The organism is Mesorhizobium sp. Root695, from assembly GCF_001428185.1.
Lineage (GTDB): Bacteria > Pseudomonadota > Alphaproteobacteria > Rhizobiales > Rhizobiaceae > Mesorhizobium.
Map to the genome: position 1 here is coordinate 225,460 of NZ_LMHO01000043.1, position 22,088 is coordinate 247,547.

The following is a 22,088-nucleotide window of genomic DNA, read 5'->3' on the forward strand; positions in this document are numbered from 1 at the left end:
TGCCGGATTTAGTTTTGACACATTCGGTTGGTTTCTGCTCTGCTCTATCCGCCGTTGAACGGCCGCCGCCATGCCGGTGCAATGATAAAGAGGAACGATTATGCGTACCCTGATTGGCGCCGTTGCCGCCACACTGCTGCTTTCCACTGCCGCTTTCGCCGGCCAGACCGAAGGCCTGATCAAAAAAGTCGACAAGGACACGGCGACGCTGACGCTGGATGACGGCAAGTCCTACAAGCTGAACGCCGAGACCGATCTCGACGCGCTGAAGCCGGGCATGGACATCGTCATCGCCTACGATGTGACCAATGGTGAAAACGTCATCACCGACATGGAACTTCCGGACAGCTCGGCCAATTAGAGCTTCCGGCCTCAATTGAATGCAGTGTTTGCGGTTCAGTTTTCGCTGAGCCAATCTAACCAATTGTTTTTGCAGCCTAAAGCCACTCGAGGCTCTTGCCGTCGAGCTTAAGCAAGCGATCCTGTGGTATTTCCAGGTTTGCTGCCTCGTTCTCGGCCAGTCCCAGAACGAAGCGAAACAAGGTGCGCATGACGCCGCCATGCGCCACGCAGATCGTCTGGCGTTCTATCGCGTCGAACCAGGGCTTCACCCGTACGAGCAGCATCTGATAACTCTCGGCGCCTTCGCCGGGCGGCTGAAAGTTCCATTTGTCCCGAGCGCGTGTCTTGCGCGCTCCGGGATACCGTGTCTCGAGCTCGGCAAAGGTAAATCCCTGCCAATCGCCGAAATTGACTTCGACCAGGCGAGGATCGGTTCGATAGGCATCCGGATCGAGCTTCATCGCGGCGCGGATGCGCTGCATCGTTTCGCGCGTCCGTCGCATCGGGCTGGCGACGAAATCAAAATCCTCGGGATTTTGGATCAACTCGGCCAACTGGCGACCGTTGCCGGTCGCCTGATCGCGGCCAAGCGCATTGAGGTCGGTGTCGGCCTGCCCCTGAAGCCGGGCTTCGGCATTCCACGCGGTCTGGCCGTGGCGCACGATATAAACCAGCGGGTACATCAGGTCTTCCGGATGGAGCGGGACGGACGACGGTTTGGTGGATGTTATTCCTTGACCGTCGAAATGTCCGGCGCGTCGACCGCCTTCATGCCGACGACGTGGTAGCCCGAATCGACGTGATGCACTTCACCGGTGACGCCGCGCGACAGGTCGGACAGGAAATAGACGCCGGAATCGCCGACTTCCTCCTGTGTCACCGTCTGCTTCAGCGGCGAATTGTATTCGTTCCACTTCAGGATGTAGCGGAAATCGCCGATGCCGGAGGCGGCCAGCGTCTTGATCGGGCCGGCCGAGATGGCGTTGACGCGGATCTTCTTGGCGCCGAGGTCGACGGCCAGGTAGCGCACGCTGGCTTCGAGCGCCGCCTTGGCAACGCCCATGACGTTATAGTGCGGCATCACCTTTTCGGCGCCGTAATAGGTCAGCGTCAGCAACGAGCCGCCATTGGTCATCAGCGCCTCGGCGCGCTTGGCAATGGTGGTGAAAGAATAGACCGAAATGTCCATGGTGCGCAGGAAATTGTCGCGCGTCGTTTCGACATAACGGCCGGTCAGCTCGTCCTTGTCGGAGAAGGCGATGGCGTGGACAAGGAAATCAAGCTTGCCCCAATGCCTGGCGACATTGGCGAAAACCTCGTCCAGGCTCGCCGGATCGGTGACGTCGCAATGGCCAGCGACAAAGGCGCCCAGTTCCGCCGCCAGCGGCTCGACGCGCTTCTTGAACGCCTCGCCCTGATAGGTCAGCGCGATCTCGGCACCATGGTCAACGCACGACTTGGCGATGCCATAGGCGATCGATCTGTTGTTGGCGACGCCAAGAATAAGGCCGCGCTTGCCGGCCATCAGGCCCTGTCCACCCGCCATGTGAGCGCTCTCCGCAAGATTTCTGCTTTGTGGAGTGCCCTATCGCACAGGCACAGAGCCCCTTCAAGCGCTCAAACCGGACAGTTCGGGGGACAAAAGCCGTCGATCAGTCTTTTTGGCCGCGCAACAGCGCTTCGAGCGCGCTATCGCCGCCCTCCGGCAGCATGATCCGCACATGGGCGTAGAGATCGCCGTGGCCGCCGGCCTTTTCCGGCAGGCCCCTGCCCTTGAGCCGCAGGACCTTGTCGGAGCTCGACCAGGCTGGAACGTTGACTGCAAGCCTGCCGGTCGGCGTATCGACCGGCACCTTGGCGCCGAGCACCGCATCCGCCAGCGCCACCGGCAGATCGGCGTGCAGGTCGCGGCCCTCGATGCGGTAGCGCGGATGCCGGCGCAGATGGATCTTGACCAGTGCATCGCCCGGCTGGCCCGGCCCTTGCTCGCCCTGCCCCTTCAGGCGGATGGTCTGGCCATCCTCGACATAGACTGGCAGCTTGACCGCCACCTTGCGGCCGTCAGGGAACATCGCCGTCACCTTTTCAGCGGTCGCCGCTTCCTCGATGGTGACGTCGAGCGTCACGTTCAGATCGGCTGATGTCGCCGGCTGGCGGCGATCGCCGGAGCCTGCGCCACGCGCGCCCGAAAAGGCGTCGCCGAAAATCTGGCTGAAAATGTCGCTGTTGCCGTCGAACGGATCGCCGCCCGGTCGGCCGGAGCGGAATTCGAATCGCGAACCGCCCGGACCCTGCTGCCGGCGGAAACCGCCGAAGGGATCGCCGCCACCGGCTGCGCCCTCAAAGCCCTGGAATCGCGGCTTGCCGTCGGCGTCAATCTCGCCGCGATCGAAAGCGGAACGATTCTTCTCGTCGCCGACGATTTCGTAGGCCTGGTTGGCCGCGGCAAAACGGTCCTTCGCCTTGGGATCATTCGGATTCTGATCCGGATGATGCTTCTTGGCGAGTTTCCGGTACGCCGATTTTATGTCCTTGGCCGATGCGTTCTTGGCAACGCCCAGCACCTCATAGGGGTCGCGCATACTTACTGCCCTGGAGAAGAGTTGAGTCTCTGGTTGCCTCCTATATGCGCTCGCATAGGAAGAAATTCCAGTGCTGGAGCAGCATATCAAAGGCGGAAAATCAGAGCTTGATCCGAAAGTCGGCGGCTGAGGATTGGTGAAGGATTTTTATCGCAGCCGATATCGGGATATCGGCAAGATTGGTGACGTACCGGGCGGCGAAAAGACTCGCCAAGCCGACCCGATCACGTTCGGAACAGGCTCAGAGCGCCTTGAAGTCCTGCATGCGCCAGCCGCCTGCGCTGGACAGGCACAGTTCGCCTTCGAACATGGCAACGCCATCAAAGCTTTCGCGCGAGGCCTTGAAACGGCGGCAGGTCTGGCCGTTGTCCTTCAACTCCGCCAGCCCGGTGATGGAGCCGCGTGACCCGGTGCCGGCATTGGCCCACGGCACGGCCTGTCCGCCGAGCTGCTCGATGTCAGCCGAGGACACCGCATTGCCGATCGTCGTTTGGTCGGAATCGCGATCCGAACTGGCCGACGCGGCTGAGGCGGATGTGCTGCTGGTCAGGATCGAGCGGTCGACTTCGGCCTTTTCCAGGCTGAAGCCACCGGCGCCACAGGCGGCAAGTGGCAAGGCAACTGCCACGATCGCGGCTTTCGTGCTGGCCGAAGCGATAACGCTCCATTGCCTGCTGTCAAAAGCTTGCGCGATACGCGACAATCGGCAACCTCCCCCTGCTTCGTAAGAATCTTGGTTTCGTGACAATTAGAGAAAAACTATGAGTGACACAGAGTTAACAAGCGGTGACTTTACCGAGGCTGCCGAGCCGTTTCGCCTCTTTGCCGCATGGCTGGACGACGCCACGAAAAGCGAGCCGAACGACCCCAACGGCGTGGCGCTGGCGACCGTCGATGCCGACGGCATGCCGGATGTGCGTATGGTGTTGCTCAAGGGGTTCGATGAAGGCGGGTTTGTCTTCTACACGAATTTCGAGAGCGCCAAGGGCCAGGAAATTCTTGGCAACATGAAGGCGGCGATGTGCTTCCATTGGAAATCGCTGCGCCGGCAAGTGCGCATTCGCGGCCCGGTGGAGATCGTCAGCGACGCTGAAGCCGATGCCTACTATGCGACGCGGCCGCGCGGCAGCCGCATCGGCGCCTGGGCCTCGAAACAGTCGCGCCCGCTGGAAAGCCGATTCGCGCTGGAAAAGGCGGTGGCCGAATACACGGCGCGCCATGCGATCGGCGACATTCCGCGGCCAAAACACTGGTCGGGCTTCCGCATCGTGCCGCAGGCGATTGAATTCTGGCACGACAGGCCGTTCCGGCTGCATGACCGTGTCGTCTTCAGCCGTGACGCGAAAGGCGGCTGGGGCAAGACAAGGCTTTACCCCTGAAAGAGAGGCTCAGGCTTTCTTTCTGGTCATGAACGCTGTGAGCGCCGCGCGCGCCTCATCGGATTTCAGCCGCTCACGGAAATGCTCGCTTTCCTCGCCGATGCGGGCGACGAGGTCGTCGCGCGAGCCGCGCATCAGGTCGCGTGCGATCTTCAGCGCTTGCGGCGGCTTGGCCGCGATCTGGCCGGCCGCCGCCAGGACCGAGGCTTCAAGTACCGCTTCCTCGACCACCTCATAGATCAGGCCGGCGGCCTTCGCGCGCTCGGCCGAAAAGCCTTCGCCGAGGCCGAGCAACGCGAAAGCAGCTTGCTGTCCCAATATCCGCGGCGCCAGAAGGCTCGATCCTGCCTCCGGCACCAGACCGAGATCGACGAACGGCGTCCTGAACACGGTGCGTGGCGTGGCGAAGGTCAGGTCGCAATGCAGGTTGAGCGTCGTGCCGATGCCGACCGCGATGCCGTCGACGCCGGAGACGATGGGTTTCTCGACCCTCGCCAGCGCCATCAGGAAATCCCAGACCTCGGTGCCGCCATCGCCGCCCGTCGCTATGACCATGAAATCGGCGAGGTCGTTGCCCGAGGAGAAGGCGCCGGGCACGCCGAGAAACACATGGACGCGGACCGCCGGATCGGCGTCACCCTCGGCAAGAGCCGCCGACATTTTCGCATACATGGCGCGCGTCAGCGCGTTCTTCTTGTCCGGCCGGTTCATACGGATGATCTGGATGGCGCCCTGGCGCTCGACGAGGATATGGTCAGTCACGGTTTTTCCTTGTGAACCTCAGGCGGAAATCAGCGTTTTGCCGGCTGCGGCGAGACTCTCGGCGCCGTCGACAACGCGCTCCTTCAAGGCACTGACCTCGCCGAGCAGGTTCTCGGCGAAGAAGCGGCAAAGCGCGATGCGGTTGTGATCGGCAAGCGCCCCCTGCGCCAGATAGGCGCCGCCGGCGGCCAGCGAGATCAGCCTGAGATAGGGCGTCGCACCCGCCAGCGCCTCGTCCGACCGGCCGTCGGCCGCCAATTTTTGCAGGAAACGGGTCGCTTGCGTCAGATCGCCAAACGCTGCGTCGAGCGCATCGGCGGTGCGGCCGAAACCTTGCAGGTTCGATGTCCGCACCACTCCGGCCATCGCTGCCAGTTCGGCGATGTAACCATGCACATGGTCGCCGCCGCCGAGCGGCAATTTGCGCATCACCAGATCGATGGCCTGGATGCCGTTGGTGCCCTCATAGATCGGGGCGATGCGTGCATCGCGGTAGAAGGCGGCCGCGCCCGTCTCTTCGATGAAGCCCATGCCGCCGTGCACCTGGACCCCGAGCGAAGCAACGTCCACCCCGACATCGGTCGAGAAAGCCTTGGCCAGCGGGGTCAGCAGATTGGCGCGGTCACGCCAATGCGCCGCCTCATCGCCAGTGGACACCCGAGCCAGATCTATGGCGTGGGCACAAGAATAGCTGATCGCCCGCGCGGTCTGCGTCAGAGCCTTCATGGTCAGGAGATTGCGCTGCACGTCGGGGTGATGCACGATCGGCGCCATGCCGGCACCAGCGTAGCTCGCCGCCCTGCCTTGCCGGCGCTCATTGGCATAGGCAATCGCCTTCTGCGTTGCGGCCTCGGCGACCGCGACCCCCTGCATGCCGACACAAAGCCGCGCATTGTTCATCATCGTGAACATGCAGGCGAGGCCCTTGTTCTCTTCGCCGATCAGCCAGCCAATGGCGCCTGGCTTGGCGCCCTGAAAGCCGTCGCCATAGATCATGGTGCAGGTCGGCGAGGCATGGATGCCGAGCTTGTGCTCGAGCCCGGAACAGAAGACGTCGTTGCGCGCGCCCAGCGAGCCATCGTCGCCGACCAGGAACTTCGGCACCAGGAACAGCGATATGCCGCGCGTGCCGGGCGGAGCATCGGGCAGCCGCGCCAGAACCAGGTGGACGATGTTGTCGGTAAAATCGTGCTCGCCATAGGTGATGAAGATTTTTTGACCGAAGATGCGGTAGCTGCCGTCACCGGCCGGCTCGGCGCGGGCGCGCAAGGCGGCAAGGTCCGAACCGGCTTGCGGTTCGGTCAGGTTCATCGTGCCCATCCACTCGCCGGACACGAGCTTTTCGAGATATTTCGCCTTGAGGTCCTCGGAGGCGTGTTTGTCGAGCGCTTCGACCGCGCCCATGGTCAGCGTCGGGCCGATGCCGAAGGCCATGGCGGCGGAGTTCCACATTTCGAGCGCGGCGACGCCAAGCATGGTCGGCAGCGCCTGGCCGCCATAGGCTTCAGGCCCGGAGAGCGCGTTCCAGCCGCCATCGATCCAACGGCGATAGAGTTCCTTCCAGCCGGGCGGTGTGGTGACGGCAGCTTCCTTCAGCACGGCACCTTGCTCGTCGCCGATCTTGTAGAGCGGTGCGACCTCTTCGGTGGCGAAGCGACCGGCCTCACCCAGAACGGCATCGACCAGATCCTCACCGAGATCGCCGAACCTGCCGGCATCAAGTGCCGATTTCATGCCGGCCACGTGCTTGAGCGTGAAAGCGATATCCTCGACCGGTGCTCGATACATGCCGCTCTCTCCTCCTGATGCATCGGCCCCGCCGACTCTAGAGCCGGTGCCACTGCAAAACCATCAGCTTGTTGAGTGGTCTCCCATCTTCTTTTTACGTAAACGTCAAATTTTGTCACGCGGATTTTGCAATCGCGGCGGCGCGTATTAAATTCAATGATGCCGGATCAAATCAACCGGCGACAGATCAGAACCAGCAGACCGGAACCCCTGCCATGCTTGCCAGACCCGACGCCTATCGCTGCGTCGAATGCGGCCTGCCCTATCGGGCGGAGGGGTTCTGCTACCATGAAGGCAGACTGGAGCACGGTGCCGCCTATTGGTCGGATCGCGGCATATTGTGCTCGCCGCAATGCTCTCTCGCCCACCACCGTAAACGCGCCGCCGAAGGCACGCTGCGGCAAGAGCCCGCGCCCAACCCGTTTGGATTCTAGCCGCTGATGCGACGCCAGCTTTTCTGACGCCGGCCTCCGAAAGCAAATCATTAACCATGACGGTTCAGGATTTGCCTTTGATCAACGGGGATTCCCTGTTTTGAAAAGGACGGCGCGCCTCCTTCGCCGCACAGCGCTTCTCGCCTTGGCGGCGACGATGGCGCTGTCGACGGCGGCAAAGACTTCGGATTTTTCCGAACCCTGGAAGAACGCTGACCGCGCCCTGGTCGTCGACGCCTACGAGTACAATTCCATCGACTGGGCGCGACTCGCCACCGACAAGCGCATCGTCGCCTTCATCAACAAAGCCTCCGACGGCATGCCGCCGCCCTATTTCTGTTTGGGTGACGACACCGAGATGAAGCTCTGCAAGGCGCTGTGGAAACGCCATGCGGTGACGCGGGAACTGTTCCGGACGCGCCGGGTCGTTACCAAGGCACTTGGCCTGAAATGGGGCGCCTATCATCTCGCCCGCCCCGGCAATCCGGTCGAACAGGCCAATAATTTCCTCGATTTCGCCGAGCCTGCGCCGGACGATCTCATGGCTCTCGACATCGAGGGCAACGATCCTTCGCAATGGATGTCGCTGGACGATGCCGAGGAGTTCGTGCGCCAGGTGCATCGGCGCATCGGACGTTTCCCGGTGCTCTACACCAACGGCAAGACGGCCCAGTACATTGCCGACAACAGCTACAGATACAGGCTCCTGTCGCGGCTGCCGCTCTGGTATGCGCGCTACAAGTCCGACATCGACGTGCATTTTCCGATGGGCAACTGGCAAGGCTACGCACTGTGGCAGTTTTCGGCGCAAGCCAATTGCGGCCGTTTCCGCTGCCCTTACAGGGTTGCCGGCACGCCTAACGACATCGACGTCAATGTCGCGCCGACAGACGCCGCCACGCTGCGCGCGCAATGGCCGTTCGGTGGGCTCATCGACGTGCCGCCCGACTATCTCGCATCGATACCGCTACCGGTCTCACGCGAGGCCGGTCTTGCTGGCAATGTCACCATCACCTACGCCTCTGTGGCGGCGCCACCGACTTTCGAGGAGATGGTTGCAGCGCTGGGCACACGTTGGTCGCGTTTCCGCGACGGCTTCCGCATGCCAGTGGTGAAGACGGTGCCGCGACGGCCGGGTTTCGGCATTGTCCAATATGTCGCCTGGAAGCGGACCGAACAGCGTTCCCCCGCGCAACTCGACGCCGCCTTTGCCGCCGCCGATCCGCTCAGCACCGCTTCAACCGAGATCGATCGCGGTTTGCGGTAGACTGCCGTCTCCCAATACAGAATTTCAGCCAGCCTGCTCGCGCACCACGGCCTGCCAGCCGATGTCGCGGCGGCAGAACCCATCCGGCCAGTCGATGCGGTCGAGCGCGGCATAGGCTCGTTTCTGCGCCTCGCCGACCGTTGCGCCTGATGCCGTGACATTGAGGACGCGGCCGCCATTGGCAACCAGCGCGCCGCCATTGATGGCGGTACCAGCGTGGAAGATCTGGACACCGTCGCTCGCCGCGTCTTCGACGCCGCGGATGACCGATCCTTTTTCCGGCGTGCCGGGATAGCCCCTGGCCGCCATCACCACGGTGAGTGCGGCTTCGTCGCGCCAGCGCACCGACATATGCGCAAGCTGGCCGTCGGTTGCCGCGTTGAGCAGGACCAGCAGATCGTCCTTCAGCCGCATCATCAGCACCTGGCATTCCGGATCGCCGAAACGGGTGTTGTATTCGATCAGCTTCGGCCCCTTGTCCGTGATCATCAGCCCGGCGAACAGCATGCCGGAGAACGGCGCGCCAAGTTCTGCCATGCCGCGCATGGTTGGCTCGATGATCTCGCGCATGGTGCGCTCGACCAGTTCCGGCGTCATCACCGGGGCCGGCGAATAGGCGCCCATGCCGCCCGTGTTGGGGCCGGTGTCGCCATCGCCGACGCGCTTGTGATCCTGCGCGGTGCCGAAGGGAAGTGCTGTGGTGCCGTCGCAGAGGCAAAAGAAACTTGCCTCCTCGCCGGTCATGAACTCCTCGACCACCACTTCCGCGCCGGCAGCGCCGAAGGAACCATCGAAACAAGCATCGAGCGCGGCCTGCGCTTCGCCGAGCGTCATGGCGACGGTGACGCCCTTACCGGCAGCGAGCCCATCGGCCTTGATGACGATCGGCGCGCCCGTCTTTTCAACATAGGCCTTGGCCGAGGCCAGGTCGCCGAAGCGGCCATAGGCGGCGGTCGGGATGTTGTACCGGGCGCAGAGGTCCTTGGTGAAACCTTTAGAGCCTTCCAGCTGTGCGGCAGCCTTGGAGGGTCCGAAGACGCGGATGTTTTCGGCGCGAAGATCGTCGGCAATGCCGGCGACCAGCGGCCCCTCCGGGCCAACCACGACGAGGTCGATCTCTTTTTCCCGGCAAAACGTGGCTACAGCGGCATGGTCGGCTGTATCCAGTTTCACCAGTTCGGCCTCGCCGCCGATACCCGGATTGCCGGGGGCGGCATAAAGCTTCGTCAGCAGCGGCGACGAGGCGATCTTCCAGGCGAGCGCATGTTCGCGGCCGCCGGAGCCGAGAAGAAGAACGTTCATGGCCCACCTCTTGATGCCTATAATCCTGCAGAGAACCCGCTATTGCTCTCTGCACGACGGGTCAAGGCATCAGGGCGCATTGATCGGAATTGCGCACGGGAACGTTATCCCCGGCCGAATATGGGAGCCGAATTCCGGCGCCCATATTCTGGCCCGCTTCAGCCCTGGAAGACGACCGGAAACCAGTCCTCCCGCAATTTCTGTCCCGGCTGCATGCCATGGCCGTGATAGGGCGGCGACGTGCGTCCCGGCCGCTCGATATAGCGCGCATCGTCACCGACCCAGCGCAGCGACAGCGCCCGGCGCCGCGCCGCGGTCAGGTTGCCGCGTGCACCATGCGCGGTCCTGAAGTCGAACAGAATGGCGTCGCCCGGCTCCATTTCCCATTCGAGCACTTTCAGCGACGGATCGTTGTCGGGGTCAGGCACCGGCAGATAGTCGCCCTCGCCGGCATAGAAATTGCTGTCGTCGAGCCAGCGCACCGGCAGGATCATCTTGTCCCATTTGTGCGAGCCGGCGATCAGGCGCAATGTCGCCTCCTTCACCGAGTCGATGGGTATCCAGAAGCTTACCGTCTGCTGGCCATCGACGAAGTAGTACGGAATGTCCTGGTGCCAGGGTGTCGGCTTCTGCGTGCCGGGTTCCTTGACCAGCACATGATCGTGGAAGAACTGCGCGGTGCGCGACTGCATCACCGCCGCAGCCAGTTCAGCGGCGGGTGATTCCCGCACCACGCTGACGAATTCGGGAATGCGCTCCCAGTTGCAATAGTCGTCGAAGAAACTGCCGCGGCCGTTGGCTATGTCGGATGCAGTGGCGCTGCGGTTCTGCATGTTGCGCTCGATGCCGGCGGCGATCGTGTCGACCCAGCCCTTGAAGGCGCCGCGAATGCAGACCGCACCGTCACGCTGATAGTCGGCGATCGTCTTTGCATCGATTGTCTGGGCATCGATTGTCTGGGGGTCGGTTGCGGAAGCCATGGCGCTCTCCTTTTGGAATGAACCGACTATTGCAACCCTTATTCATTCAGTAAAATAATAACTCTCCATTTGATACATAGGACGAACCTATGAATGTGACCCTCACCCAATTGCGTTATCTTGTCGCCGTTGCTCGTCACGGCAGCGTTACGGGCGCAGCCAAGGTGCTGAACGTATCGCAGCCTTCGATTTCGGTAGCCATCGATGCGGTCGAAAAGAATTTCGGCCAGAAGCTGTTCGTCCGCCAGCGGGGAAGCGGCGTGTCGCCGACATCGTTCGGCCGCGCCGTCGTGACCAAGGCAAGACAGGTTCTCACCGAAACGGACGAACTCATCAGCCTGGGTTCAAGCAAATCGGCTGTCAGCGGAGAACTGGTGCTGGGATGCTTCGAGGACCTGGCACCGTTCTTCGCGCCGGCCCTGCTGCGCGCCTTCTCCGAACGCCATCCAGCCGTCAAGGTCGTCGTTCGCGGCGAGACGTTCGAGACGCTAGGGCGGCGGCTCGGCGACGCGGCCATCGATCTCGGCCTCACCTACGATCTCAGCCTGCCGACGCATTTCGCCCGCATCCTGCTGCGCGAACTTCGTCCGCACGCTCTGTTGCCGGCAGGCCATGCCCTGGCGGATTGCCCATCGGTCAGCCTTGCGGATCTGGCCGCCTATCCGCTGATCACCACGGACCAGCCACACAGCTGGCAGCACATGCTCGACCTGTTCCGCAGCCGCGGCCTGTCGCCGGTGGCCGACATGACGACAGGCTCGTTCGAACTGCAGCGCTCCATGGTCGCCAACGGTTTCGGCGTTGCGGTCAGCTATACCCGTCCGCATGGGGACCGCAGCTATGACGGGCTGCCGCTCATCTGCAAGCCACTGTCGGATCCGCTACCCATGCAGCGGATCCTGCTCACCTATGACACGCATCAGCGTGTGTCGAATGCGGCACTGGCCTTCGTCGAGGTGGCCAAAGGTTGGTTCGCCACCCGCGACATCTTTGCCTCGTGAAAGGCTGACGGACGCCGCTCCTCCGCTTGCCGCTTGACGGTTTCCGCCGCTGCTGCCACTCCATGGACATGGAAACTATCCAGTCGAAAGCGGCCCAGGGCCGTGTCGCCGATGCGCCGAACGGCCACTGGGTCTATCGCGTGCTGCCGCGCTCGATATGGCCCTATGCGCAGCTTGCCCGATGGGACAGGCCGATCGGCTGGCAGCTGCTGCTGTGGCCGTGCTGGTGGTCGGCTGCCCTTGCGGCGAGCGCCTATCCGCGTCCCGGCGACCCGCTGCTCTCGCTGCTGCCGGCGCCCTGGTATCTCGTGCTGTTCCTGGCCGGCGCCATCGCCATGCGCGGCGCCGGCTGCACCTACAACGACCTCGTCGACGAGGACATCGACAACCAGGTCGAGCGCACGCGCTCGCGGCCGCTGCCGTCCGGCAAGGCGACGCGCCGGCGAGCATGGCTGTTTGTTGCCCTGCAGGCCCTGGTCGGCCTCGTGGTGCTCATCCAGTTCAACAGCTTCGCCATCCTGCTCGGCATCTGCTCACTGGCGATCATCGCCATCTATCCGTTCATGAAGCGGATAACCAACTGGCCGCAACTGGTGCTCGGCCTTGCCTTTTCCTGGGGCGCACTGATGGGATGGGCGGTCGAGTTCGGCGATCTCGATGGGCCCGCAATCATGCTCTATATCGGCTCGATCCTGTGGGTGATCGGCTACGACACGATCTACGCGCATCAGGACAAGGAAGACGACGCCATTGTCGGCGTGCGCTCGACCGCACGCCTGTTTGGCGACAACACCAAATCATGGCTGGCAGGGCTCTATGGCGGCGCGCTGATCTGCTTTGCCATCGCCTTCGCATCGGCGCAGGCTCCAGTGGTGGCGCTGGCCGGGCTGATCGCCGCCGGCGCCCATATGGCGCGGCAGATCGCCGTGTTGGATATCGACAATCCGGACCAATGCCTGCGCCTGTTCAGGTCGAACAACCAGGTCGGCTGGCTGATCTTCCTGGGCCTGATCGGCGGCGCTGTCTGGGTGGCGCTGAAGCCGCTGGTTTAGCGGCTTCGCTTTTCTTGCATGTTCCCTACCGGGATCATGCTCACTCGCGCGAAATGATCTCCTGGCCGTCGATGACCAGCCTGAGACCGAGGTCGCCGGCCCTGCGGCGAGCGAGGAAGCGCGGGCGTCGGGTGTTGGACACACGGCCCTTGCGGCGATCCTGCGGCGGCAGCGTCTTGATGGCGGCGCCAAGCGATTCTTCCAGGGTGCGGGCGACGCCGTCCGATTCGATCAGCAGCATCGGCAGACGGTAGGCGTCGGCCCAGGCGCGCCAGTCGGCGGCGACATCGTCGAGATCGTCGGCCACCAGCAGCGGCACCGACAGCATCGGATCGTTGTGCAGGAGTTCCAGGGTCACCGTGACATTGCCGTCAGGGTCTTCCATGGCGCGGGCGGCAACGCCGCGGAACGCATTGGCGGGCAGAGCGATGATCGCCGGCACGCCGCTCATCTCGAGCAGGCGGCGGATCACGGCGCCGCGCTGGTCGATGGTGAAGGTCACATCGCCGTAGTCGTCGCGTGTCGCGTAGCTCACCACTTGCGGCAGGCGAAATGGGTCGAGGCGCATGTTGCGTCCCGCCCAGACTGGCTTCAGTCCGGTGTTCATAGGGTGGCCTTCCTGTCTGTCTCCTGAGAGCCGGTGTCCGGTTCTCTCCGGGCCGGTTTTTCCAGCCTCGTTTGTATGGAGACAGTAGCGTGGGCTCCTTACCGCCCCGCTTAAGAAAGTCGGTTAAATTTTGCTGATCTCAGGGATGGTTATCGGAATCCCACCAGCCACAAGATGTCGAAAGGATCAGATAACCTTACCCGGATTCATGATGCCGGCCGGGTCGAAGGCAGCTTTCACCCTTCGCATTAGATCAATCGCCATGGGCGGCGCGGTGGCGATCAGTTCGTCGCGCTTCAGCTGGCCGATGCCATGCTCGGCCGAGATCGAACCGTGCAGGCTGCGCACGACGTCGTGCACCGCCTTGTTCATGGTGTGATAGAGAGCGAGAAACGCCTCGTCATGGCCGTCGACGGGCCGCGAGATGTTATAGTGGAGATTGCCGTCGCCCATATGGCCGAAGCAGACCACGCGGGCACCGGCGCTCACCGACTCCACGGCGCCGGCGGCCTCCGCGATGAAGCGCGGGATCATTGCCACTGGCACGGAAATGTCGTGCTTGATCGACGCGCCCTCCGGCTTTTGCGCCTCGGGCAGCAGCTCGCGGAAATTCCAGAAGGCGTCCCCTTGCCCGAGACTTGCGGCGATGACGGCGTCGCCGACGAATTCCTGTTCGAGGCCCGCCGAGAGCACGTCCTCGATCAACGCTCGCGAATCCTCCGATGAACGGCCTGATGAAATCTGCATCAGCACATACCACGGCCAGTCGTCGACCAAGGGCCGCACCACGCCCTGGGCATGCGCCAGCGTGAAATCGTATGGCCGCCTCCCGATCAGTTCGAAGGCGGTCAGTGCTGCCCCGGCGCGGTCCATGGCCAGGCTGAACAGGGAAAGTGCGGCCTCAGGCGACGACAGGCCGACGAAGGCCACTTCGCGCCCCTTCGGCTTCGGAAACAGCTTGAGCACGGCGGCGGTGATGACACCGAGCGTGCCTTCGGCGCCGACGAACAGGTTCTTCAGGTCGTAGCCGGTGTTGTCCTTCTTCAGCTTGCGCAGATCGTCGAACACCTCGCCGGTCGGCAGCACCACCTCGACACCGAGGCAAAGTTCGCGCGCATTGCCATAGGCAAGAACGCCGGTGCCGCCGGCGTTGGACGACAGGTTGCCGCCGATCTGGCAGGAGCCTTGCGCGGCCAGCGACAGCGGAAACAGCCGGTCGGCAGCGTCGGCCGCTTCCTGCAGCGTCTGCAGGATGACACCGGCCTCGACCGTCACTGTGTTGGACAGAACATCGATCTCGCGGATGCGGTTCAGCCGCGACAGCGACAGGATGATCTCACGCCCTGAGCTATCCGGCACCTGGGCGCCGACCAGCCCGGTGTTGCCGCTTTGCGGCACGATCGGCGTGCCTGTCTCGGTCGCCAGCCGCATGATCCGGCTGACTTCGTCGACACTGCCCGGCCGCAGCACCAGCGATGTCGCGCCGTGCCAGAGCCCACGCCGCTCGATGAGGTAAGGCGCAATGTCCTGCTCGTCGCGCAGTGCATATTTGCCGCCGACGATCGCGGCGAAGCGATCGATGAGAGCAGGGTCGAGAGTCTCTGAAACGTCGGTCATCCGGGAAAACTATGTCGCTGGCTGTGTGTTGTCACGAGGGGCGGCGGCACGCGAGAGGCGATCATTGATCGCCTCTCCGAGACCGTCGAAGGGAACCGGCTCGACGGCGATGGTCCGCGCGCCGCTGCGGTCGAGTTCCTGCATGTAGACGAACAGATTGCTCGCCGCTTCGCGCAGGTCGCCTGTTTCGGATAAATTGAGGAAAGCAGCGGCGTGTCGCCAGCCTTGCGCCCGCTGGCCGCCGAAGCCGAGCAGGGCTTCGCCCTCGCCGACCGTGCCGGCGTTGAGCCGCATCGCAGCACCCGGCGCATAGTGCGAGGCAAGCATGCCCGGCGCCTCGACGCCGGCTATACCGCCGCGCAACAATTCCATGCCGACGGCCGCCTCGATCTCCTCGGCGGCAATGCCACCGGGCCTCAGTAGCCGCACTCTGTCCCCTTCGGCCTTGAGAATCGTCGATTCCAGCCCGACCGGCGTCGCGCCGCCATCGACCACCAGCTTTATCCGTTCGCCGAGATCGGCCGCCACCGCTTGTGCGGTCGTCGCGCTGATCTTGCCGGATGAATTGGCGCTGGGTGCTGCAAGCGGACGGCCGAGCCTGGCGATCAGGTCGCCTCCAAAGCCCCTCGGCATGCGCAAGGCGATCGTATCGAGCCCGGCCGTGACCAGCGGATGGATGCCGTTGCCGGGCCGCTGTGGCAGCACCAGCGTCAGCGGGCCGGGCCAGAATGCCAGCGCCAGTTTCTTCGACAGCGGATCGAACAGCGCGAGGCGCTCTGCCATCGCCATGTCGGCGACATGGGCGATCAGCGGGTTGAAGCGCGGCCGCCCCTTGGCTTCGAAGATGCGCGCCACGCCGATGCCGTTGGTGGCGTCGCCGGCAAGCCCATAGACGGTTTCCGTTGGGATGGCGACGACATCGCCACCCCTGAGCAGCGCCAGCGCCCGTTCCATTGCCTCGCCGACGGCAAGTATTTCAGCCACGCTCGTCACCTCACAGATACCGGGTGCCTAGTACGATGGCGGCCGCTGGGCAAGTCGGCTGTTGGGCAGGCGATTGTCAGGCAAGTCGGGCCATTGGCGATTTATCAATTCCTAAAATGCGATGTTTCCACGAAAGCCGGTATCAATTCCGGTCCGCTATTGTGCAGCTTCTGGGCAAAGGGGAGCGGTCATCGTGTCAGTGCGTATCCTGTTGGGTATCATTCTTGCGGCGGCAACGGGCGGGGCCCAGGCCTCGTCGCTGGTTTTTCCCGGTGCGCCGTCCTCGACACCGTCGATCGTCAGGGTCGGTGCCCCCAACCAGCCCAGAACCACCGAAGCAGCCAAAACCAAGGATGCGCCGTCGGTGCTGGCACTTGGCGCAACGGAGCCCGACGTCACCTATGAAAAGGTGGCGGCGATCCCGGACAAGCCAGAGGCCAGGCATGGCTTCCAGCCAGGCCCGATGGTCATTCGTGGCGGCGTTACCGGTCCCGACTTCCCAGCACCGGCGCCAACCGCTGCACCAGCGACAGGTGCCGCGCCAGCCACAGGCACCGCGCCGGCGGCAGGCACTGCGCCGGCAACGGCCACAGCCTCCGCAGCCCCCTCGGGGAACGCCGAGAACCAACCCGCCCCGCCAAGCCCCCCGGCGCCGGCGGCAGGTCAGCGCATGCCTCCCAACGGCTACACCAAGTAGCCTTGGTTCAAAGACAGCCTGACATTGATGGCGTGGCTTGACGGCGGTCTGGCGCCCGGCGCACCATTGCCAGGCAAACGCCGCTTTCGGTTTATGTCAGCCGGGACGCCATCGCCTGAATTCGGCAAGCGGCCCTGGCAGACGGGATTTCACCGCTAGGGGTAAAGGGGGGTTGATCATGAGAAAATCTGGAATCGCAACCGCGGCAGGTCTTCTGCTGGCGTCACTGCTTGGCGTCGTCGCGGCTCATGCCGACGATATGCTGGGATCCTATGTCGCGCGCATTTCCGATCGCGATCATCAGGCGAGTGACGGCTATGCGCTGGACAATGCTGCGCAAATGGTGCGGCAGGACCGCGCCAACTGGCACAAATTCCATCGCCGCGACCGCGACGACGAGGGCGATGGCTGGTTCAGGACCAACGACCAGCGTGCCGACCTGCAACGCATGCTTGAGCGCGGCGGTGCGATGAGTTCCTCCACCAAGCGCGCCATCGTCAATGGCGAACCGCTGATCCAGGTCGACGTCTACGAAAACAGCGTGCGCGTCAGCATCCTGGAGGACTGACAGGTCAGCATCCGGGAGCACTAAAAAGAGAGGGTCGCGCTGATCAGGCTGTGTGAAAGCACAGTTGGTTCTTTGCGTCGTCGCGGAGGTCTGCCGAACGGCGCGACCCTTCCCGACTCTCCACCGAGGCTAATCGATCGGGAACACCCTAATCAAAGCGAAAACGGACGTTCACCTCACAGGGTCGGCAAATGGTGTGTCGGGGTCGCTCACATAAAAGAGCACCATTCTTGCCGGTACCTTGGGATCGAGATTCCGTCCTGTCATGGCGACGTGTGCTGGTTCAACGAACACTTCACCGGCGCGCACGTGAACAGGCTCGCGGTCGTCGAGTTCCAGAGTGAAGGTGCCTTCGAGCATATAGACCGTTACCGGAAAGCGGTGCGAATGATGTGGCGTGCGATCGCCTGGATCGAGAGTGGCGGATAGAACGCGCACCTCCTGATCTTCTCCGCGCGACATCGTCTGCACGACCTCGCGATGAAGCGGGGTGAGTTTCGCCGCGCCGGTGTCTCGCGCTGATGCGGTGACGCCGACCGAAAGGCCCGCGATCGCCTGACTGACTTCCATTGTCTTGTGCATACGGCTCTCTTCGTCGAATGATGGCCGATCCTAGGCCGGGACCGCGGCAGCGGGCAGCAGCAAGTTTGCCGAACGGCCATGCAATGCTGCATAACGTCCGAATGTTCGATTGGAACGGCCTTCGATATTTTCTTGCAGTTGCGCGGCATGGAAGCACGCTCGCGGCCGCTCGGGCGCTCGGCGTCAATCAGTCGACGGTTCATCGGCGACTGATGGAGTTGGAGCGCAAGGTCGGTCATGCGTTGGTGCGCCGCCACCCGACAGGTTATCGGCTGACGGAACTCGGCGAAGCGCTGCGCCCGACGATCGAACGGGTGGACGAGGCCGTAGCAGGAGTCGAGCGGCAGGTCCGTGACCATGGAAACGAGCTGGTCGGCACGATCCGTCTCACCTGCCCCGAGCCTTTGGTATCCCGCATCACATCATCGCCTTTGCTCGACCTTTTCCACGAGCGCCATCCGTGGCTGCGGGTGGAGTTCGTGATGAGCGACGGTTATCTCGATCTTTCGAAAGGGGAGGCCGACATCGCGCTGCGCTCCGGCGAACCTGCTGACGAAAACCTGGTCGGGCGGAAAATCGGCGATTCGATCTGGGCGGTTTACGCCAGCCAGAGCTACATCCAGCACAATGGCAGGCCACATCGTGTTGAAGATATCGCCGACCACTCCATCGTGGGATTCGATGGAATGCTCGTGAACCACCGAGCGGCGAAGTGGTTCGCCAGCGTTGCGCCCAACGCAAAGGTCGCAGCTCGCAACAACAGCGTTCTTGGCGTGTTGATGGCCGTGAAATCTGGCGTCGGTGTCGCTCCGCTGCCCACCACGATTGCCGACATGCACGATGACTTGGTGCAGGTCCTTCCTCCGGTACGAGAACTGACGCGCGGCTGGTACCTCCTGACGCATCCCGACCTGCGGACGACACCTCGCATCCGCGCCTTCTTCGATTTCGTTGTCGAGAAGCTGGACCTGGTCCGACCGATCCTAATGGGATGATCGTCGCGCCCGACCTGGAGCACAAGACAAAATGGATGATCACAGGCCGGTTCCCGACTCGAGGCGATCAAGGGAACCAGCACCGAAATGGCACTCTCGGTGCTGGTTTCAACATGGTCCGGAGCATCAACCTCCGGCCAAAGCCGAGTTGAAAGGTAGATGGCTGTGTCAGGCGCTTTGCCGAGACGAAGCGACGACGTTCTCATTCAGCCTGTGATGCGCCGCCCTCTCTCGACTGAACTGGATTGAAATCTCAGGCCGCGACGTCCTTGTCCTCGTCTTCTTCGGACTCGTCTTCGTCGGATTCCTCGTCTTCGCCTTCAGCCTTCACGCTGTCGTCGGCGTCTTCTTCATCGTCTTCGTCTTCGTCTTCGTCCTCGTCGTCACCCGAGAGAGTGGCGGCTTCGGCGTCGTCTTTGTCCGACTCTTCGCCGTCTTCGTCGTCCGACAGATCGGCGGCTTCGACCGAAGCGGCGGCGGCATGATCGAGGATGGTTTCGGAAGCGGATTCAAGCGCCTCGGCGGGAGCCGGGGTTTCTTCTGTCACTTCGATGTCGTGATCGGAATTCATGGAAGCCTCCGTGGGGTTGGGGAACATGTCCCTTTTGCCACGGAGAGATCATCGTCATATGACTGTAAGCCGGCTCGAACGGCCGGCGGCCAGAATTTTTTCTTCGCCTTAACCTGCGATCCTGGAGAAATCCGCGACCTGACCGGTCGCCGCGCGGATGCGGGCGAGCAGCGCCAGGCGGTTGGCGCGCACAGCCTGGTCTTCGTCATTTACGAGGACATACTCAAAGAATGAATCAACCGGTTCACGCAAAACGCTAAGCGCCAGCAGGGCGCCGGAAAAGTCATCGTTTTGAATCGCTTCGCCGGCTTGCTTCTCAGCCTGATTCACCGCCGCAAACAACGATTTCTCGCTCTCCTGACGAAACAGCGCCGGCTCAACGGTTTCGGCGACCGTCGTTTTCTTCTTCTCCTCGGCAGCCAGGATGTTGGCCGCGCGCTTGGTGCCGGCGAGCAGATTCTTGCCGTCCTCGGTGTCGAGGAAGGAGCCGAGCGCTTCGACGCGGCGCACGATCTGCAGCAGGTCGTCGGACTGCGATGTGATGACGGCGTCGATCAGATCGTGGCGTGCACCCTGGTCGCGGAGGTAGACCTTGAGGCGGTCATGGAAGAAGGACAGGAGGTCATACAAAGCCCCAACTTCGTCTTCTTGCGGTATCTGCCCCTGTTGATAACGCTCCAGGTGTTCGCCAACTTGCCCATCCAGAACATCGGCGCCAACTGGAGAACTCGCCGCGTGGGCTAGCAAGGATTTAGACAGGTCAAAGAAACTTAGTGACATTTTCGCTGAAAACGCCCTCCCAAGTTGGGCAGCACGGTGGAGTCTGAGCATCTGAGCGAAAAATGGGACCAGTCGCACATCCACGCCATTCTCGACCAAAATCCTGATCACCCCAAGCGCCGCTCTTCTTAACGCATAAGGGTCCTTCGAGCCGGTCGGCTTTTCGTCGATGGCCCAAAAGCCGACCAGTGTGTCCAGCTTGTCGGCGAGCGCCACTGCGATCGAAACCGGATCGCTCGGCACATAGTCGGACGGTCCCTGCGGTTTGTAATGTTCCTCGATGGCCGCGGCCACGGATGGGTGCTCGCCTTGCATCAATGCATATTTGCGGCCCATGGCGCCCTGCAGTTCCGGAAACTCGCCAACCACTTCGGTGGTGAGGTCGGCCTTCGCCAAGACGGCAGCGCGACGCGCCAGCACGGGGTCAGCGCCGACGATCGGCGCCAATTCTTCAGCCAGCCGAGCAATTCGCTCCACCCGCTCGCCCTGCGTGCCCAGTTTGGCATGGAAAGTCACGCCGAGATGGTCGAGGCGGGCCATGCGCTGGTCGAGCGGCTTGCCCAGATCGAGCCCGAATTTTTTGGCCGATGCCTCGAACTGGTCGAGATCAGGCAAATCGCCCTGATCGGTCGTCCAGAAATACAGCGCATCCGACAAGCGGGCGCGCACCACCTTGCCGTTGCCGTGGGCGATCTCCTTGCCACCGTCCTTGGCCTCGATGTTGGCGGTGAGGATGAAGCGGTTGGAAAGCGCGTCGTCGACACCCTGCGGCCGCGTGACAAAGCACTTCTGGTTGGCGCGGATGGTCAGCCGGATCACCTCGGCCGGAATAGCCAGGAAGGCCTCTTCAAACTCACCCATCAGCACGACCGGCCATTCGACCAGCCCGGACACCTCTTCCAGCAGCCCGTCGTCCTCGACCAGGTCGAGCCCGTTGGCGAAGGCGAGATTGCGGGCATCGGCAAGGATGATCTCCTTGCGGCGGTCGGCATCGAGCACGACCTTCGCCGCTTCCAGCTTCGAAACATAGTCGTCGAAGCGGCGCACCGTAATGGCATCAGGCGCATGGAAGCGGTGGCCGTAGGTGACATTGCCGGAGCGTATGCCGTCGATCTCGAAATCGACCACGACAGGTTCCTCGGTCTCCGGGCCGAAGGTGCACAGGATCGATTGCAGCGGGCGCACCCAGCGCAGCGAGCCGGGCTTGGCCGAGGCCGGCCCCCAGCGCATCGATTTCGGCCACGGAAAATTGCGGATGATGCCCGGCACCAGCTCGGCGATGATCTCTTCCGCCGCCCTGCCCGGCTTCGAAATATGGGCGACGTAGAAGTCGCCCTTCTTCGGGTCGGAATGGACATGCGCCTCGGTGACCGAAGCAAGCCCGGCCTTGCGCAGGAAACCCTGGACCGCCTGTTCGGGCGCTGATGTCGAAGGCCCCTTGATCTCTTCGCTTATATCCTTCGAGCGCGCGGTCAGGCCCCTGATATCGAGCGTCAGACGCCGCGGCGTCCAGTACTCACGCGCCGCCTCATAAGTCAGTCCAGCCTCGACCAGACCGTCGGTCAGCATCTTCCTGAGATCACCCGCCGCCTTGCGCTGCATGCGGGCAGGAATTTCCTCGGAGCGAAGTTCTAGAAGCAGGTCAGGCATGGTAGCTCCTCACCCTCCCCTCGATGGGGAGGGTCGGCGCGTAGCGCCGGGGTGGGGTGGCGGCGTCTCAGTGTCAAGCGCCCTCGGCGTCTTGCTGGCCAAGGTGTGATTTCCGTTCTTCCACCGCCGCATAGATCGTATCGAGCAC

The 22,088-nt window shown here is 62.9% G+C and carries 23 protein-coding genes; 9 read left to right on the top strand and 14 right to left on the bottom strand.

Annotated elements, in window-relative coordinates:
* Window positions 1–100 precede the first annotated feature (100 nt).
* Window positions 101–361, top strand: coding sequence for a DUF1344 domain-containing protein (locus ASD99_RS27710; RefSeq protein WP_056581086.1), 261 nt, complete (start codon window positions 101–103; stop codon window positions 359–361).
* Window positions 362–437: 76 nt separating this feature from the next.
* On the opposite strand, the gene ASD99_RS27715 is transcribed toward ASD99_RS27710, so the two are convergent.
* From ASD99_RS27715 to ASD99_RS27730, 4 genes are all read right to left on the bottom strand, one after another.
* Window positions 438–1,025, bottom strand: a complete 588-nt coding sequence (locus ASD99_RS27715; RefSeq protein ID WP_056581089.1) for a histidine phosphatase family protein — start codon at window positions 1,023–1,025, stop codon at window positions 438–440.
* 44 nt (window positions 1,026–1,069) lie between these two features.
* The gene (gene fabI / locus ASD99_RS27720) at window positions 1,070–1,888 is read right to left on the bottom strand and encodes an enoyl-ACP reductase FabI (RefSeq protein ID WP_056581092.1); all 819 of its coding nucleotides are present in this window, start codon (window positions 1,886–1,888) and stop codon (window positions 1,070–1,072) included.
* A gap of 106 nt (window positions 1,889–1,994) precedes the next feature.
* Window positions 1,995–2,924: a DnaJ C-terminal domain-containing protein gene (locus tag ASD99_RS27725; protein WP_057145516.1), complete on the bottom strand. Its 930-nt coding sequence runs from the start codon at window positions 2,922–2,924 to the stop codon at window positions 1,995–1,997.
* Window positions 2,925–3,165: 241 nt separating this feature from the next.
* Window positions 3,166–3,627: an RT0821/Lpp0805 family surface protein gene (locus ASD99_RS27730; RefSeq protein WP_056581098.1), complete on the bottom strand. Its 462-nt coding sequence runs from the start codon at window positions 3,625–3,627 to the stop codon at window positions 3,166–3,168.
* Window positions 3,628–3,685: 58 nt separating this feature from the next.
* Here ASD99_RS27730 and pdxH point away from each other — a divergent pair, with 58 nt between their 5' ends.
* On the top strand, window positions 3,686–4,303 hold the full coding sequence (gene pdxH / locus ASD99_RS27735) for a pyridoxamine 5'-phosphate oxidase (protein WP_057145517.1): 618 nt from the start codon (window positions 3,686–3,688) through the stop codon (window positions 4,301–4,303).
* A 9-nt stretch (window positions 4,304–4,312) separates the two neighbouring features.
* Here the strand turns inward: pdxH and ASD99_RS27740 are convergent, their stop codons facing one another.
* Entirely contained in the window at window positions 4,313–5,065 is a 753-nt protein-coding gene (locus ASD99_RS27740) for a crotonase/enoyl-CoA hydratase family protein (protein ID WP_057145518.1), read from the bottom strand.
* 18 nt (window positions 5,066–5,083) lie between these two features.
* Window positions 5,084–6,853 carry an acyl-CoA dehydrogenase gene (locus ASD99_RS27745; RefSeq protein WP_057145519.1) on the bottom strand — a complete coding sequence of 590 codons (1,770 nt, stop codon included), beginning with the start codon at window positions 6,851–6,853 and terminating at the stop codon, window positions 5,084–5,086.
* Between the two features lie 215 nt (window positions 6,854–7,068).
* Between ASD99_RS27745 and ASD99_RS32840 the strand changes: the two genes are divergently transcribed.
* Entirely contained in the window at window positions 7,069–7,287 is a 219-nt protein-coding gene (locus tag ASD99_RS32840; RefSeq protein ID WP_082525190.1) for a hypothetical protein, read from the top strand.
* 100 nt (window positions 7,288–7,387) lie between these two features.
* Window positions 7,388–8,554: a glycoside hydrolase family 25 protein gene (locus ASD99_RS27755; protein WP_413813959.1), complete on the top strand. Its 1,167-nt coding sequence runs from the start codon at window positions 7,388–7,390 to the stop codon at window positions 8,552–8,554.
* Window positions 8,555–8,578: 24 nt separating this feature from the next.
* Here the strand turns inward: ASD99_RS27755 and purD are convergent, their stop codons facing one another.
* On the bottom strand, window positions 8,579–9,856 hold the full coding sequence (gene purD, locus ASD99_RS27760; protein ID WP_057145520.1) for a phosphoribosylamine--glycine ligase: 1,278 nt from the start codon (window positions 9,854–9,856) through the stop codon (window positions 8,579–8,581).
* 158 nt (window positions 9,857–10,014) lie between these two features.
* Entirely contained in the window at window positions 10,015–10,836 is an 822-nt protein-coding gene (locus tag ASD99_RS27765; RefSeq protein ID WP_056581117.1) for a phytanoyl-CoA dioxygenase family protein, read from the bottom strand.
* Window positions 10,837–10,925: 89 nt separating this feature from the next.
* Between ASD99_RS27765 and ASD99_RS27770 the strand changes: the two genes are divergently transcribed.
* Entirely contained in the window at window positions 10,926–11,837 is a 912-nt protein-coding gene (locus tag ASD99_RS27770; RefSeq protein ID WP_057145521.1) for a LysR family transcriptional regulator, read from the top strand.
* 68 nt (window positions 11,838–11,905) lie between these two features.
* A complete protein-coding gene (gene ubiA, locus ASD99_RS27775; protein ID WP_056581912.1) occupies window positions 11,906–12,889 on the top strand; it encodes a 4-hydroxybenzoate octaprenyltransferase in 984 nt (327 codons plus the stop codon).
* A 40-nt stretch (window positions 12,890–12,929) separates the two neighbouring features.
* Here the strand turns inward: ubiA and ASD99_RS27780 are convergent, their stop codons facing one another.
* The 3 genes from ASD99_RS27780 to ASD99_RS27790 all read right to left on the bottom strand — a co-directional run bounded on the left by ASD99_RS27780 (window position 12,930) and on the right by ASD99_RS27790 (window position 16,097).
* A complete protein-coding gene (locus tag ASD99_RS27780; protein ID WP_056581123.1) occupies window positions 12,930–13,496 on the bottom strand; it encodes a DUF6101 family protein in 567 nt (188 codons plus the stop codon).
* Window positions 13,497–13,682: 186 nt separating this feature from the next.
* Window positions 13,683–15,113 (bottom strand): FAD-binding oxidoreductase, encoded by a 1,431-nt coding sequence (locus ASD99_RS27785; protein WP_057145522.1) that lies wholly within the window; start codon window positions 15,111–15,113, stop codon window positions 13,683–13,685.
* Window positions 15,114–15,122: 9 nt separating this feature from the next.
* A complete protein-coding gene (locus tag ASD99_RS27790; RefSeq protein WP_057145523.1) occupies window positions 15,123–16,097 on the bottom strand; it encodes an L-threonylcarbamoyladenylate synthase in 975 nt (324 codons plus the stop codon).
* Between the two features lie 193 nt (window positions 16,098–16,290).
* On the opposite strand from ASD99_RS27790, the gene ASD99_RS27795 reads away from it, so the two are divergent.
* Both ASD99_RS27795 and ASD99_RS27800 read left to right on the top strand, forming a co-directional pair.
* Window positions 16,291–16,794: a hypothetical protein gene (locus ASD99_RS27795; protein WP_057145524.1), complete on the top strand. Its 504-nt coding sequence runs from the start codon at window positions 16,291–16,293 to the stop codon at window positions 16,792–16,794.
* A 178-nt stretch (window positions 16,795–16,972) separates the two neighbouring features.
* Window positions 16,973–17,362 (top strand): hypothetical protein, encoded by a 390-nt coding sequence (locus ASD99_RS27800; protein ID WP_057145560.1) that lies wholly within the window; start codon window positions 16,973–16,975, stop codon window positions 17,360–17,362.
* Window positions 17,363–17,533: 171 nt separating this feature from the next.
* Here the strand turns inward: ASD99_RS27800 and ASD99_RS27805 are convergent, their stop codons facing one another.
* The gene (locus ASD99_RS27805; RefSeq protein WP_056581134.1) at window positions 17,534–17,944 is read right to left on the bottom strand and encodes a cupin domain-containing protein; all 411 of its coding nucleotides are present in this window, start codon (window positions 17,942–17,944) and stop codon (window positions 17,534–17,536) included.
* A gap of 101 nt (window positions 17,945–18,045) precedes the next feature.
* Here ASD99_RS27805 and ASD99_RS27810 point away from each other — a divergent pair, with 101 nt between their 5' ends.
* Entirely contained in the window at window positions 18,046–18,939 is an 894-nt protein-coding gene (locus ASD99_RS27810; RefSeq protein WP_057145526.1) for a LysR family transcriptional regulator, read from the top strand.
* A gap of 253 nt (window positions 18,940–19,192) precedes the next feature.
* On the opposite strand, the gene ASD99_RS27815 is transcribed toward ASD99_RS27810, so the two are convergent.
* Complete coding sequence (locus tag ASD99_RS27815; RefSeq protein WP_057145527.1) at window positions 19,193–19,510, bottom strand: hypothetical protein; 318 nt, start codon at window positions 19,508–19,510, stop codon at window positions 19,193–19,195.
* A 108-nt stretch (window positions 19,511–19,618) separates the two neighbouring features.
* Window positions 19,619–21,940 carry a glycine--tRNA ligase subunit beta gene (glyS, locus tag ASD99_RS27820; protein WP_057145528.1) on the bottom strand — a complete coding sequence of 774 codons (2,322 nt, stop codon included), beginning with the start codon at window positions 21,938–21,940 and terminating at the stop codon, window positions 19,619–19,621.
* Window positions 21,941–22,088: the final 148 nt, after the last annotated feature.